Raw genomic sequence first — 13,104 nt, forward strand, 5'->3', positions numbered from 1 at the left:
AGTATATTTGTACAGTAGTGCCCGTTCAAATAGTGGGGCCCAACCAAATACTCTTAGACGAAAGGTATCCTTTGAACTGTAGTACGAATTTTTTTGAAGGGGCGTCCCAGGAAGCTATTATATTAAAGGAGAGTTTCTGAGGGTCTCACAGTAGACGCTGTGGAATTGCAGCTTTAAATCAAGCGGGGATCAAAAACCGGGAGAATCAGAGGGCAAGGATGAACCCAGCAGGTTATAAATTGGGTTATCGTTTAAGTCCAGGTTGTCATATGATTCCTATCATCGGCAAAAGATAATTTTCTCTTATTAGATGCTGATGTTGCTGCATATAGACCAAGGTTACCGGAATGATAAATACCCCAAATACAAATAGAGGTGATCCTTATGAGAGATTATGCTCGATCACAATTTCTCAATTGTGCAGGGGTACATCCCCACAGGAGCAGCCGTCAAGGCTGAAAATCTTATGGAGTGAAAGTCTCCTATCACCAATTAGCCGGTTCGGGTGATTAGCATATCCGAAATGTAGGGAGGTAACAAACTGCGGTGTGCCCGGACGAAAAAGCCGCGGCTGCCCATATAACCCAGAGAATAGAGGGTCGGAACAGACGGTGTGGCAAGCAAATATTGAGGTCAGAAGGATTAACGAATTACTGCAGCCCCGATATAGTTCCCCTTCAGAATCTGTTGAAAGGAATGCTGATTAGCGCTGACCCATTCCCGAATTGGGGAAGGCCGAAGCTTTGTGGGAAGAAACGGTAAATGCATCACAAAGGCAGCCGGGGTATGGGTTCTGACATCAATAGAAGGGTTCACAGAGATATCGACGGGAAAGTCCATTTCCAGATGGAATGGCAACAACCATCAAAGACCCGCCTTATAAAGTACAATCGAAGGAGGATGGGAGGATTTAGGACTGGCGCATGAGGTCATAAAAGCGATAAAAGGCTTGTTGAAGCAAAGGACCTCTGAACACTTGGGGGCCTCAGAGAAACGCAGTACGCAGTAACTGATAACGTATCTCTTTAATGAAGGATAACCCTTGAGTTAACCAAATAACCAATGGGCGAATATGGTGCCAACATTTAAACCTAGGGTTACTTGAGAAGGCTCAAGGGATAAACCTGGGGTTAGAACCGGAATCGGGAAATCCGACTGTCCGGGATCGCAGGGAGGCGTCAGGAAACGTGGTCTTGAAAAAAGATGCGCGCGCCTGCATTCTATCTCGACCAATTTAGACACAATTCAGTAGGACCTTATAGATTATGGATAAAAGATTCCTTCGGTGTTTCACTCAACACAAATAATTGTTGTGTTGTTATAAATAACAATTGAATTATCAGCGCTAAGGGCAAACCTGTCAAAAGATAGGGACGCAAAGCCATAGGGTCTAAGGTGCTTACCAGCACTATGATAGCCTGGCTACCGCAGAGACTACGTGTCTAAACCTGCCCTCTTAGCGGCAGGTTTTTTTGTCTTTTGAGCATGGCATTCGTGACTTTAGTGCTGAAAGTCCACTACGATGGTTGCTAGCACCAGTTGTTAGGTAAAGGTAAGAGGTGATGAGGACTCAGAAGGAAGCCGGAGGCAAGATGCCGACCTTGTGTGCAAAAATTACATATACGGCATATAGCAACCGAGCCCTCGCTTCATTTAAGGAATAATTGAAACGTGAGAACAACATGGATACGGTCGCATTTCGACAAAATATTACCGAAATATGGATGATGTCATTATTAAGATTTTTGTTTTTCATTTTAAGTAGGAGAGGTGCTGACAAATGAAAAATGTAACTTTATTAAAAATTAAAAGGTTAAAATAGCTGAAGTACAGTGGTGTAAGGATATCCATGCCGAGGGTGGCTTCACCGATCCAAATTACGTTCTACCCTCTGAGAATGTTACGCAACTCTCAACATTTCCACAATTCAATATGCCTCAAACAGACCGTAAAACCGCAATTTGTAACAAACAAATTGCGGTTTTGTCATTGACAAAAAAATCCTATTTTCGACTTCTGGTATGTATTAAACATTCTTCTTTCTCCAAAAAAATCTTTAAAAATAAATTAAGAAACTGGTTAAAGGGCAACCGATACCAGTTAAAAGATGAAATCTTATTTTCACAGTTTAACCAGCGAAACCGTGGAAAGCTATGCTTTTATGGACCGGAACAAGAACTAGATTTTATATACAAACAGCTGAAGAACCCAAAATTCAATGTCAGTGTCAGGAACGGACTTTTATTCCAGATATTAAATACCTGGAACGAGGTCAAGTGCGGCATTATCCTTATGTCTTTCTGGTTGGACATAAATTATACAGTGGACAAGCTCGGTGTCAAGAGCAGAAACATCAACTGCAACAAGCATAGTGCCTATGAGAAAATAAGAAAATTTTTGGGGAAAAACGACCATAAGCTTGGCCTTTATGCCTTCTTAGGAAATTCAATCGGGTGCCGTTCTCCTCCGCTTGTTCTTCATTTTTCAGATTAAAAAATCTAAAAATGGAGGACAAGCTCATGGAAGAAAACCAGCGTAAATACACGTTATTCGTTCAAAAGAAACGGATTGCTGTGAGTAAAGAAGTTTATATGGCTTACTACCACTGCAGAGATAGGGAAAAGTATCTTGATGAACTGGCAGTAACAAACAATATATCCTTTGAAGCCTGCCATGAAAAGGGTATTCAAGTGGAATATTTGATTGTATCTGCCCAGGAGTCCATAGAGGACAGTATCATATTGAAAGAAATGATTGCCAAGATGTTGCGGTGTCTTACTCTTTTAGAAGAAAGCGATCAGATGCTGATTAATGAACTGTTTTTCAAATGTAAGAGTGAGCGTCAATTATCGGCAGAAAAAGGAATACCACAAAAAACAATCAACGATAGAAAACGCAAAGCACTGCAGAAATTAAAAAAAATTATAGAAAAGTAAATCCGCTCAACCCCTCACTTTTTTCCCTATAGAAGTGAGGGGCTTTTTTTATCCCTCACTGCTCTTTGAAAAATGTTGGCGCAAGCCGTCCATACCCGACAGCTCAAATACGTTAACTGTTCAGCTGCTAAAACGGAAAGCGACCTTGGTAAACACGCCAGAACAGCCTGCGGACAAATTGCCCGTAAAACCGATCGCATCAAAGGCTATGAGCGAGACATGTTTGACCATAAAACAATCTGTGGTGGATTGCTTCGCCAGGACCTGAACAGCCTACAATGATACTCCTGCATAGTCGAGGTTAAGTCCCAGAGTGCAGCCCGGAGGTTCTCGGGGAGGTAGAATTCCTGTGATACCTGCTAACTACAGGTAGTTTGAGCTGTTGCCCCGGTGCTTGGGAAGTAGTGTCAAATAAAGCACAGGCTGAAAATGAAGAATAAGCGTGACCTCTTTGATATCAGAAACTGTGCAGCGGAACTCAAAGTCCGCTGCATCCTTGTGATATTAAAGCCCCAAATTTAAGGAGGCACGAGATTATGGGAGATGAGAAAAGAGTCTGGATTTACTGCCGGGTAGCTAACGGCGATCCTGAATTGATGGAAGCCCAAAGAAATGAACTGTTACACCATGCAAAAAGCCTTGGTTATATGGTAGTGGGAGAATCTCATGATACCGAAAGCGGGCGGTTCATTGACCGGGAAGGGATAAAAGAGGTTTCTGCAGCAGCCGCTTCCGGACAAATGGATGCCGTTTTAATTAAAAATGTTTCTTGCCTTGGGCGAGATATACTTCCGACCCTGGCATACATTGCGCAGCTTAACCGATGGAGTGTGGAGGCAGTCTCTGTCACGGAGGGCACCATTAAAATCACAGCCCCAAATGAAGCGATTGACCATATTATAGACACAATGCAGATGTAAAGGAGGATAAAGCAATGTCACAAGCTCAAGTAGCCAATGAAGTTAAATATAAAATGGCGCTTTCCCTGCTGAAATCCATGCTTAAAAAGGGTCTCATTACTCTTTCAGAATTTAAGGAAGTGGACCAAATAAATCAGCGTTTGTACGCCCCACAATTAGTAGAGGTATATATGTAAAAACACTTGATATAGTGGTTTTTGTGTAGTACTGTGTGTTGCTAACAGGACATCAGGTTCTGAAAAAAAGAGAGGAGGATGCGTATGCCCAAGGTAACCATGATCAACCCAATCAGCCCAAAAACAGAGAAAAAAAAGATCCTCAAACTACGTGTATGCGCATACTGCCGTGTCAGCTCAGATCACGATGAGCAGCAACAGTCCTTTTCGACACAGGTAGAGTACTACACCGATCTGATCGAAGTCAACGACACTTGGACGTTTGCGGGCATCTACGCTGATGAGGGTATCAGCGGCACCAGCAAAGAAAAGCGTGACGAGTTTCTGAGGCTGATGAAAGACTGTGAAGCCAAAAAGGTGGATATGGTTATCACCAAATCCATCTCCAGATTTGCGAGGAATACCAAGGACTGCATTGAAGCTGTCAGAAAGCTGAAAGAGCTTGGAATTGCCATCTATTTCGAAAAGGAAAATATCAACACCATGACGGTGGATAGCGAGTTGATCCTCACCATACTTGGCTCCGTCGCTCAGGAAGAATCCATCTCCATCTCCAAAAACAACAGATGGGCGATACAGAAAAAATTCGAAACAGGGGAATGGAATCCCTCTTGCCTTCCCTATGGATACACCAAGGGTGCCGAGGGTAAAATCATCATCGATGAAGCGGAAGCCGTTATCGTCCGCAGGATATACCATGACTACTTAAACGGTAAAGGCTCATATATCATCGCCAGGGAGCTGACACAGGAAGGTGTTCCTACAAGAAAAGGTGCAGAAGCGTGGGGAGAAAATGTAGTTGGGGAAATCTTGACCAATGAAAAATATGTCGGCGATATGCTGATGCAAAAGACCTTTACCACCGATACGGTGCCTTTTATCAGGAAAAAGAATAAAGGTCAAAAACAAAAGTATTTTATACAGGACAGCCATGAACCCATCATTTCAAGAGAAGAAGCCCAGCTTGTCAGGGAAATCATGGACTGGCGAAGAACAGAAAAAATGATGGTTGCCGATACCGGAAAGTACAATAACCGATACCCGTTTACTGGTAAAATTATATGCGGTGAATGTGGAACCACTTTTAAAAGACAGAAACTATTCAAAGGGATGCCCTACCATACGGAACAGTGGTGCTGCAGCAAGCATATCCACAAGCGAACAGCGTGCAGTATGACAGCCATCAAAGAGGATTACATCAAAGCAGCATTCATCATTCTTTACAATAAGCTGAAAAGCAACTGCGATCCAATACTAATCCCCTTAGCAGAGGATTTGAAAAAGCTCCATTACAGTCAAGGATATGAATCTCAGATAAAAAAACTTAACAGCAGAATATCGGAACTAACGGAACAGAGTCATGTACTGAGTAGACTGAGGTCGAAAGGATATCTTGACTCTGTTCTTTTTATAGAGCAAAACAGTCTCATCGTAAAAGAACTTGCGGAATTAAAAGCACAGCGCGGTGCTCTCCTTGATTATACCGATTTTGACGAGCGAATCACCAGGACCGATGAGCTGATTGCCATACTCAAGAACCAGGAGGACCTGACGGAGAGATTCGATGAAACAATCTTCTCTTTAATAGTAGAAAAGATATTCGTGAACTCAAAAGTAACACTTTCCTTTCATCTAATAAACGGACTGGAGCTTACAGAGATGATTGGAGAGGAAGTGAGCTAAATGGCGCAAAGGCATATGCCCTTCGGCTATAAAATCATCAACGGAACCGTAACTATTCTACCTAAAAAGGCAGACCTGGTCCAAAAAATGTTCAACGATTATATCGCAGGAGTATCCCTTCTGCAGATGGCCAAAGACCTGACTCAACAGGGAATTCCGAATGCCAACGGAAAACCCACCTGGAATCACGGCTCCATCGGGAAAATCTTAAGCAACTGCAAATATATCGGCAATGATTTCTACCCTGCCATAGTTACAGAGGAAGTATTTAATAACGTAAAAGTATGCAGAGAAGAAAAGAATGCTCAACTGAACAGAAATACCAATTACTATGCCAACGGCATCACCAGCACTTACCCTTTCAGTGGCAAGGTAGTCTGCGGCGAATGTGGAAGCGTGTTCCGGCGCTACACCGAGCACCATGATAGAAATAAAAAATGCAACTGGAAATGCAAGCGCTACATTGTTGACAACAGGGTCTGCTGCAAAAGCGGCGTGGTAGATGACCATCAGCTGGAAGCTGCCTTTATAGAGATCTTCAACCGGGTGCTTAAAAAACCGGATGTGATAGAGACTCACCCCACAGTCGAGGCAATACAGGAGAGTACGGAATTAAAAAAACTTACCCTGAAAATCACCAGAGCATTACATGAAAGTGACTCGAACTCAGTGGAACTGGCAGAGCTATTATTCAAAAAAGCTGCAGAGCAATATCGGCTCTCAAAGATAGATGACTTTGAGTACCAGACTAGGAAGCTGCAAGCAATATTTCAAACTCGCAAGCCCATCACAGCATTTGATGAGGATTTGTTCAAGGCTACCATCAAGAGCATTACGGTAGAAAAGACTGGCCAGCTACGATTCGAGCTGATCAATGGCGTAACGCTAAATACTACCTACACATTACGTGGAAAAGGAGGAATCGATCATGGCAAGAGCGGCAAGAACAGTATCGGTGATCCCTGCCGATCCGATTTATGATTTTAAGGAAAAGGCAAAGGAAAAGAAATTGAGAGTAGCGTCATACTGCCGTGTCAGTACAGAACTGGAAGAACAGCAGTCCAGCTATCAAATGCAGGTCGAGCATTATACAAGAGAAATACAGTCAAATCCAAAATGGAAGTTCGCAGGCATCTATGCGGACGAAGGCATCAGCGGAACCAACACTAAAAAGCGAACAGAGTTTAACCGAATGATAGAAGATTGCCTGGCAGGTAAGATCGACATGGTGCTGACCAAATCCGTCAGCCGATTTGCCCGCAATACCGTAGACTGCATTACCTACATCCGACAGCTTAAAGAGAAGAACATCGCCGTATTTTTTGAGAAAGAAAACATCAACACTCTAGATGGTGCTGGCGAGCTTCTAATTACCATCCTGGGCAGTCTGGCACAGGAAGAAAGCCGATCTTTAAGCACCAATACAAGATGGGGTGTTGTCCGCCGGTTCGAAAGAGGGCAGGTATACCTGAACCACACGCAATTCCTGGGCTACACTAAAAACCCTGAAGGGGAGCTTGTCATCGTACCGGAAGAAGCTGAAACAGTAAGATTGATATTCAGGCTTTACTTAGAAGGTTGCAGCTTTGCGAAGATCAAGAATCACCTGGAGGAAAATAGCCTTAAAACAGCTACAGGCAAGGACAAATGGTATACCAGCACCATATCAGGTATGATTTCCAATGAAAAATATATGGGAGATGCCCTGCTGCAAAAAAGCTTTACCACAGATTTTATTAATAAGACAAGAGTCAAAAACAGAGGAATTGTGCCCCAATACTATGTAGAAGGAAGCCACGAAGGGATCATCTCCAAGGAATTATGGAATCGCGTGCAGGAAGAAAGGGCTCGTCGGGCCAACATCCGGAAATCCACGGACAAAAGGTCGATAACAGACAACGGGAAATACAGCTCAAAATATGCCCTCTCAGACCTCGTCCGATGCGGCGAATGCGGCAAACCATACAGACGGGCAACCTGGACGAACTACTCGGAGAAACGAATCGTATGGCGCTGCTACAACAGGCAGGAATACGGGAAGAAATACTGCAAGCATTCACCGACCATTGATGAGCCGCTCTTGCAGGATGCCATTATGAAGGCCATCAACCTGCTGATTGGGGACAAAGAAGATTTTATGGGCACCCTTACCTCCAACCTCCAAATGATTATGGGCAAACATGCCAAGGTCATGGATATCCCAGCGATGGACAAACGGCTGGAAGAACTGAAGGAAGAGATGCTGGCCTTGGTTGGGAAAAATGCAAAAAGCGGAATCAACAATGTAGACTTTGATGAGGATTATGAAAAAATCGCTGCGGAACGCAAGCAAATACTCAAAGAGAAAAATGAGTATACAGAACAGCAAGCCATCTACGATACCTATAACTACAGAGTCAACGAGATGAAAAAATTCCTCGGCGATGTGAGTTGCGTTATGACCAAATTCGATAATGATCTGGTCAGACGGTTAATACAAAGTATCAAAATTGTATCGGAAGATAAGATGATTATCACTTTCAAATCTGGTATTGAGATGGAGCAGACAATGGAAGGGCGAGGAAAATATAAAGGTTGCGGACAATGGAAAAGGAACAAAAACAACGCAAAAATCAGTGCCTGCTTATGATCCGGAAGCAGGCACTGGAAATTTAAAAACAAGTAAGCTGAATAAAATTCTCAGACATCAAATGAGAGCTTTATTCAGTTTATTCTTTAAGAATGCAGAGGATGATAACACCAAAAAGCGTGTTTTAAAGGCTGGTAGGACTGATATGGGCGTGTACGCCAAAGTTGTATTTCAAAAGGATCCGCGATAAGGCGGGCGATTTATTGTTGTCTTTGATGTCGGGGCGATACAGCATGTCGGACAAGCAAAACAATAAATTACTCGCTTGCCCGCCGCATAGCATTACCGTTCAGAGCAAAGATACGCACCAACGGAGTAGGTTTACCACTTGCATCGGTTTGAATGCAATAAATAATTGATGATGGCCAATAATTCAGCGAACGCTGAATTATATATTGCAATTAAGCAATATTTTTGATATGATTTTTTTGATTAATTGCGAGGTGACGTATATGTCAGTAAGCTATAAAAAGCTGTGGAAGCTATTGATTGATAAAGACATGAAAAAACGCGATCTGAGCAAAAAAGCAGGGATAAGTCATGCTTCGATTGCAAAGCTTGGGAAAAATGAAAATGTGACCACTGATGTTCTCGTTAAAATATGTGCTGCCCTGGAATGCGATATTGGCGATATTATGGAAGTGCTGCCGGACAAGGAATAGCATGGCGGGTGACGATATGGGTAAAAAGACGACTGAACAAATAAGTTACAATATGAAAAGAATAAAAAGTAAGGATTCCCATATTGAACTGATACTTCGCAATGAACTATGGTCTCGTGGATTGCGCTATCGAAGAAACGTTAAAACAATCATAGGAAAGCCCGATATTGTTTTTAAAAAGAAAAAGGTGGCCGTTTTCTGTGACAGTGAGTTTTGGCACGGATATGACTGGGAGCATAGATGTAACGACTTCAAATCAAACAGAGACTTTTGGATTCCCAAAATCGAGCGTAATATCCAACGTGATAAAGAAGTGAACGCAGAGTTGGTGAGACAAGGTTGGACGGTACTAAGATTTTGGGGCAAGAATATAGAAAAAGACACAAAAGGTTGTGCCGATAAAATAGAAGAAGTTGTCCGATGCGAGCAAATTGTTATACAAGATCAAAGATAGGGAGCGTTGATAATGAATACGTTTAAAAACATTTTGAATGCTGCCGTGAACAACAAGCAAAATGATAATGATTTCAGAAGTCTGAAAAGGGAACTCTTTTTTCGGACTGAAAGAGAATTGGAAAATTTCAAGCCTCTAGCAAATGGAAGCACGGCCAAAAATCCAATACAACTTATTGATTTCTTTTGCGGAGCGGGAGGAACCTCTCTTGGTTTTGCAGCAATTAATCGAGTTATGCCTGTTTTCCGTTTTTTGGGAGGATGCGATATAAACAAGATTTCTGCTCAAACCTACAGTAAGAACTTTGCAACACCGTTGCTGAATGAAGATATTTTAAATGTGGCATACAGCGACGACGCCATAAGTATTTTCCTTAAAAAAATCGGATTCGATGATTCATTGCCGACAGTGTTGATAGGATGTGCTCCATGTCAAGGCTTTTCTTCTCATAGGAAGAAACATTGGGATGAAGAAGATGACAACAGAAATAATTTGGTAATAGCTTTTTCTCATTTGGTTGAAAAAATCAGGCCGGATGTTTTTATCATGGAAAATGTACCGGAGTTTTTATCACAGAGGTATTGGAAGTATTTCAGTAAAGCTTCCGAGTTGTTTACAGAATGCGGATATACAACAAAGCAGGGTATTCATAACGCAGCTGAATTTGGGGTTCCGCAAGAGAGATTTCGATCCATCATTATCGGCATGAAAAAAGATTTTTTGTTACCTTCGGGTTATTATGAAGCTGAAGAATACAGAACGGTAAGAGATGCAATCGGGAATCTTCCTCCAGTGAAGGCTGGCGAAATTTGCCCAAATGATTACCTTCATAAGAGTGCTGCGCATAAAAAGAGCACTATAGATGTTATCCGGCAAGTGCAGCATGACGGCGGGAACAGACCCATCGGGGTCGGTCCAAAGTGCTTAAATAATGTGAGCGGATTCTCCGACGTATACGGCAGGTTGAGTTGGGATAAACCGTCCATTACAATTACTCACTATGCGAGAAATCCCGCCAGCGGACGATACTCACATCCTGAACAGGACAGAGGATTAACGGCAAGAGAAGCTGCATCGCTGCAAAGTTTTCCCTATGGGTTTGAGTTCGAAGGTAAATATGATGATGTGTACAGGCAAATCGGAGAAGCAGTTCCCCCTTTGCTGTCATGTGGCATTGCGACAAACATTTTGGTTGAGTTGCTCTCCACGGAACCAACTCAATACGAACTGGATAACAGCACGCCATCTCTTACAAAGCCTGTAAGCAGTTCCTATTCCAGCGTGATTGCGGGAATAAAAGGAACAAGGAGACGAAAAGTATGAGGTATACCTGCATTGACAGTTTTTCCGGAGCCGGAGGTTTGAGTTTGGGACTGAAAAATGCCGGATTTGATACAATACTTAGTTTTGATATTGATGACAAGTGCATCAAAACGATTCGTCAAAATCAGAAATATTTCCGCCATCCCTCATTGGTATCCGATATTTCCGATATGCTGAACGGAAAGATGTTGCAATTGTGCAATTTGAAAAAAGGTGAATTGTTTTTGTTGGCCGGCGGTCCACCCTGTCAGGGCTTCTCGATACAACGGCGCGGAGAAGATACAGATGACAGAAACGATTTGGTGCTGAAGTATGGGCAACTGGTACAGGAAGTGTATCCTTGTTTTTTTGTGATGGAAAATGTGTCTGGGATCACGGGAAAACGTGGGAAAAAGATATTGACTCATCTTGTTGAGAATATGCGAAACATCGGTTACACAGTACATATGAAGTTGCTTGATGCACAAGATTACGGTGTTCCGCAAAGAAGAAAAAGAATTATCCTTATTGGAGAAAGAAATGACATGGGTTCAGACTATGAATTTCCGGAGGCATCGCCTGAAAGAAGAACTGTCCGAGATACGATTGGCTTTTTGCCCGAACCACCGGAAGATGGTAAAGACCACCCGGATATTTTGTTGCATAGACGAGACAAACTGTCTTCGCTTAATATTCTGCGATTGAAAGCATTAAAGCAGGGAGAAGGTCGCGATTCTCTGCCGCCCGAACTGTTGGCAGAATGTCACAAAATAGACAGTTCCGTAATTGGATATAGGAACGTGTACGGGCGCATGGTATGGGATGAGGTCGCTCCAACAATAACAGCTCGATTTGACAGTTTTACAAGAGGAAAATTCGGACACCCGGAACAACTGAGAAGTATTTCTTTGCGAGAAGGCGCTATGTTGCAAACATTCCCGCAAGATTTTATGTTTGTGGGAACAAAAGTGGAGGTGGCAAGGCAGATCGGAAACGCCGTACCACCGATATTGGGAGAAAAGATAGGAAGAAGTATCATAGAATATTTTGAAAGCAGAGGATGTTGAGTAATGTCATATATATCAATTGTAAAAAAATATTTGACTAATTTGCAAAAAGAATATCAAGCGGCAGTCATGGGAGGGCAGCATACCGCTGAACTGTCATACAGACCTGTTTTGGATACTCTTTTCAGAGAACTTGCAAAAGAATTAAACGGTAGCGACAGCATGACAATTGTCCTTGAACCCAAGAACCAAGCACGTATGGGAAGACCCGATTGGAGAATCCATGACGGGAGAACTTTGGGTGTATATGGTTATATTGAAGGAAAAGGGCTATCAATTAACAGATTTGACACCAGTCTATATCAAGAACAAATTGATAAATATCTTACGTTGGGACACAAACTTATCATCACAGATGGATTGGATTTTGTCTTTTGCATGGATAAATCCGAATCTGCTGTGATCATACCGCTTGTCGATAAGGAAGAACTGCGCAGAAAAGATTGGAGCAAGTTGTCTGTAACTCCAAGCTTTGAAATGTATATGCGGCGATTTTTTGCCGAGCCATCGCCGCAATATTGTGATGAGAGCCAGTTGGTGGAATTGGTTGCAATTAGGACAAGACTGTTGTCAAATGAATTGCTTAAGTACGCATCGTTACCGATAGAAGAAGCTTTTGACGATGAGCGAGAAGCCATTGAGGTTATTTCGGATTTAAAAGACTTGGTATACACACATAATGACAGGAATCTGCGAACAGATAAGGTTTTCACCGATTTTGTCGCGCAGTTAATAATGTTTTGTTTGCTGTACGCCCATAGAGTTATATGTGAAACATCCGATTCTCCGTTGGAAAAAGAAAGAAAAATAAAGGAATTTTTAACGGAAGACAGTGACAATAACAGTGAGCTGAGGCCATTCAAGCGTTTATTGTCCTTTTTAATGAAAAATGCGGACGAGAAGTGTTTTATTATTCTCTGGACGGAAGAATGCATAGAATTTTTGTCTTTTGTTCAAATGACGGACCAGCAAATATCAAATCCGGATTATCACAAGCTGTTTGAATTATTTTTATCTAAGTTTGACGCACAGGCCAGATTTGATTACGGTGCATATTACACCCCCAAAGAACTTGCCGAATTCATTGTGGTTTTAACCGAGCAAATAGTTAACAAAAGTTTTAATGGAGTCAGTATTTTTGACGAAGGAAATACCATCATAGATATAATCGCACCGAAATTGATACAATTTAATGATGCCCAAAGTCGCTGTGCTTAGGGGTGTGCAAAGCGATTAAAGGGTGTGCATACAATCAATATAATTATGAGGGTAACT

General features: G+C 42.3%; 14 protein-coding genes and 1 riboswitch. Of the genes, 13 read left to right on the forward strand and 1 reads right to left on the reverse strand.

Translation table 11 applies throughout. The features are described 5' to 3' along the window. Positions 1-642 precede the first annotated feature (642 nt). Entirely contained in the window at positions 643-840 is a 198-nt protein-coding gene (locus LPY66_RS00610) for a hypothetical protein (protein WP_337986236.1), read from the reverse strand. Between the two features lie 500 nt (positions 841-1,340). Further along, positions 1,341-1,430, forward strand: a riboswitch (cyclic di-GMP riboswitch). Between the two features lie 559 nt (positions 1,431-1,989). Between LPY66_RS00610 and LPY66_RS00615 the strand changes: the two genes are divergently transcribed. The 13 genes from LPY66_RS00615 to LPY66_RS00675 all read left to right on the forward strand — a co-directional run bounded on the left by LPY66_RS00615 (position 1,990) and on the right by LPY66_RS00675 (position 13,047). Next, positions 1,990-2,493, forward strand: coding sequence for a hypothetical protein (locus LPY66_RS00615; protein ID WP_337986237.1), 504 nt, complete (start codon positions 1,990-1,992; stop codon positions 2,491-2,493). Between the two features lie 26 nt (positions 2,494-2,519). Beyond that, on the forward strand, positions 2,520-2,936 hold the full coding sequence (locus LPY66_RS00620) for a sigma-70 family RNA polymerase sigma factor (protein WP_287895433.1): 417 nt from the start codon (positions 2,520-2,522) through the stop codon (positions 2,934-2,936). Between the two features lie 72 nt (positions 2,937-3,008). Continuing rightward, positions 3,009-3,218 (forward strand): hypothetical protein, encoded by a 210-nt coding sequence (locus LPY66_RS00625; RefSeq protein ID WP_337986238.1) that lies wholly within the window; start codon positions 3,009-3,011, stop codon positions 3,216-3,218. A gap of 254 nt (positions 3,219-3,472) precedes the next feature. Then, positions 3,473-3,856 carry a recombinase family protein gene (locus LPY66_RS00630; RefSeq protein ID WP_287895434.1) on the forward strand — a complete coding sequence of 128 codons (384 nt, stop codon included), beginning with the start codon at positions 3,473-3,475 and terminating at the stop codon, positions 3,854-3,856. Between the two features lie 14 nt (positions 3,857-3,870). Continuing rightward, entirely contained in the window at positions 3,871-4,032 is a 162-nt protein-coding gene (locus LPY66_RS00635) for an SHOCT domain-containing protein (protein WP_287895435.1), read from the forward strand. An 84-nt stretch (positions 4,033-4,116) separates the two neighbouring features. Continuing rightward, the gene (locus LPY66_RS00640) at positions 4,117-5,715 is read left to right on the forward strand and encodes a recombinase family protein (protein ID WP_287895436.1); all 1,599 of its coding nucleotides are present in this window, start codon (positions 4,117-4,119) and stop codon (positions 5,713-5,715) included. Next, the gene (locus LPY66_RS00645; protein WP_287895437.1) at positions 5,716-6,696 is read left to right on the forward strand and encodes a recombinase family protein; all 981 of its coding nucleotides are present in this window, start codon (positions 5,716-5,718) and stop codon (positions 6,694-6,696) included. Beyond that, on the forward strand, positions 6,644-8,344 hold the full coding sequence (locus LPY66_RS00650; RefSeq protein WP_337986239.1) for a recombinase family protein: 1,701 nt from the start codon (positions 6,644-6,646) through the stop codon (positions 8,342-8,344). Before LPY66_RS00645 ends, LPY66_RS00650 begins: the two co-directional genes overlap by 53 nt. 452 nt (positions 8,345-8,796) lie before the next feature. Continuing rightward, entirely contained in the window at positions 8,797-9,006 is a 210-nt protein-coding gene (locus LPY66_RS00655) for a helix-turn-helix domain-containing protein (RefSeq protein ID WP_337986240.1), read from the forward strand. Between the two features lies 1 nt (position 9,007). After that, positions 9,008-9,460 carry a very short patch repair endonuclease gene (locus LPY66_RS00660; protein WP_337986241.1) on the forward strand — a complete coding sequence of 151 codons (453 nt, stop codon included), beginning with the start codon at positions 9,008-9,010 and terminating at the stop codon, positions 9,458-9,460. A 12-nt stretch (positions 9,461-9,472) separates the two neighbouring features. Beyond that, positions 9,473-10,783 (forward strand): DNA cytosine methyltransferase, encoded by a 1,311-nt coding sequence (locus LPY66_RS00665; protein WP_337986242.1) that lies wholly within the window; start codon positions 9,473-9,475, stop codon positions 10,781-10,783. Then, positions 10,780-11,829 carry a DNA cytosine methyltransferase gene (locus LPY66_RS00670; protein WP_337986243.1) on the forward strand — a complete coding sequence of 350 codons (1,050 nt, stop codon included), beginning with the start codon at positions 10,780-10,782 and terminating at the stop codon, positions 11,827-11,829. Before LPY66_RS00665 ends, LPY66_RS00670 begins: the two co-directional genes overlap by 4 nt. 3 nt (positions 11,830-11,832) lie before the next feature. Then, a complete protein-coding gene (locus tag LPY66_RS00675; RefSeq protein WP_337986244.1) occupies positions 11,833-13,047 on the forward strand; it encodes a hypothetical protein in 1,215 nt (404 codons plus the stop codon). Positions 13,048-13,104 lie beyond the last annotated feature (57 nt).

Source organism: Dehalobacter sp. DCM (assembly GCF_024972775.1).
Taxonomy (GTDB): domain Bacteria; phylum Bacillota; class Desulfitobacteriia; order Desulfitobacteriales; family Syntrophobotulaceae; genus Dehalobacter.

Excerpts from the sequence above, each read along its gene's own strand:
- LPY66_RS00675 (WP_337986244.1), top strand. The coding sequence starts at position 11,833 with ATGTCATATATATCAATTGTAAAAAAATATTTGACTAATTTGCAAAAA.
- LPY66_RS00620 (WP_287895433.1), top strand. The coding sequence starts at position 2,520 with ATGGAAGAAAACCAGCGTAAATACACGTTATTCGTTCAAAAGAAACGG.
- LPY66_RS00630 (WP_287895434.1), top strand. The coding sequence starts at position 3,473 with ATGGGAGATGAGAAAAGAGTCTGGATTTACTGCCGGGTAGCTAACGGC.
- LPY66_RS00625 (WP_337986238.1), top strand. The coding sequence starts at position 3,009 with ATGTTGGCGCAAGCCGTCCATACCCGACAGCTCAAATACGTTAACTGT.
- LPY66_RS00670 (WP_337986243.1), top strand. The coding sequence starts at position 10,780 with ATGAGGTATACCTGCATTGACAGTTTTTCCGGAGCCGGAGGTTTGAGT.
- LPY66_RS00610 (WP_337986236.1), bottom strand. The coding sequence starts at position 840 with ATGGACTTTCCCGTCGATATCTCTGTGAACCCTTCTATTGATGTCAGA.
- LPY66_RS00660 (WP_337986241.1), top strand. The coding sequence starts at position 9,008 with ATGGCGGGTGACGATATGGGTAAAAAGACGACTGAACAAATAAGTTAC.
- LPY66_RS00655 (WP_337986240.1), top strand. The coding sequence starts at position 8,797 with ATGTCAGTAAGCTATAAAAAGCTGTGGAAGCTATTGATTGATAAAGAC.
- LPY66_RS00635 (WP_287895435.1), top strand. The coding sequence starts at position 3,871 with ATGTCACAAGCTCAAGTAGCCAATGAAGTTAAATATAAAATGGCGCTT.
- LPY66_RS00645 (WP_287895437.1), top strand. The coding sequence starts at position 5,716 with ATGGCGCAAAGGCATATGCCCTTCGGCTATAAAATCATCAACGGAACC.
- LPY66_RS00650 (WP_337986239.1), top strand. The coding sequence starts at position 6,644 with ATGGCAAGAGCGGCAAGAACAGTATCGGTGATCCCTGCCGATCCGATT.
- LPY66_RS00665 (WP_337986242.1), top strand. The coding sequence starts at position 9,473 with ATGAATACGTTTAAAAACATTTTGAATGCTGCCGTGAACAACAAGCAA.
- LPY66_RS00640 (WP_287895436.1), top strand. The coding sequence starts at position 4,117 with ATGCCCAAGGTAACCATGATCAACCCAATCAGCCCAAAAACAGAGAAA.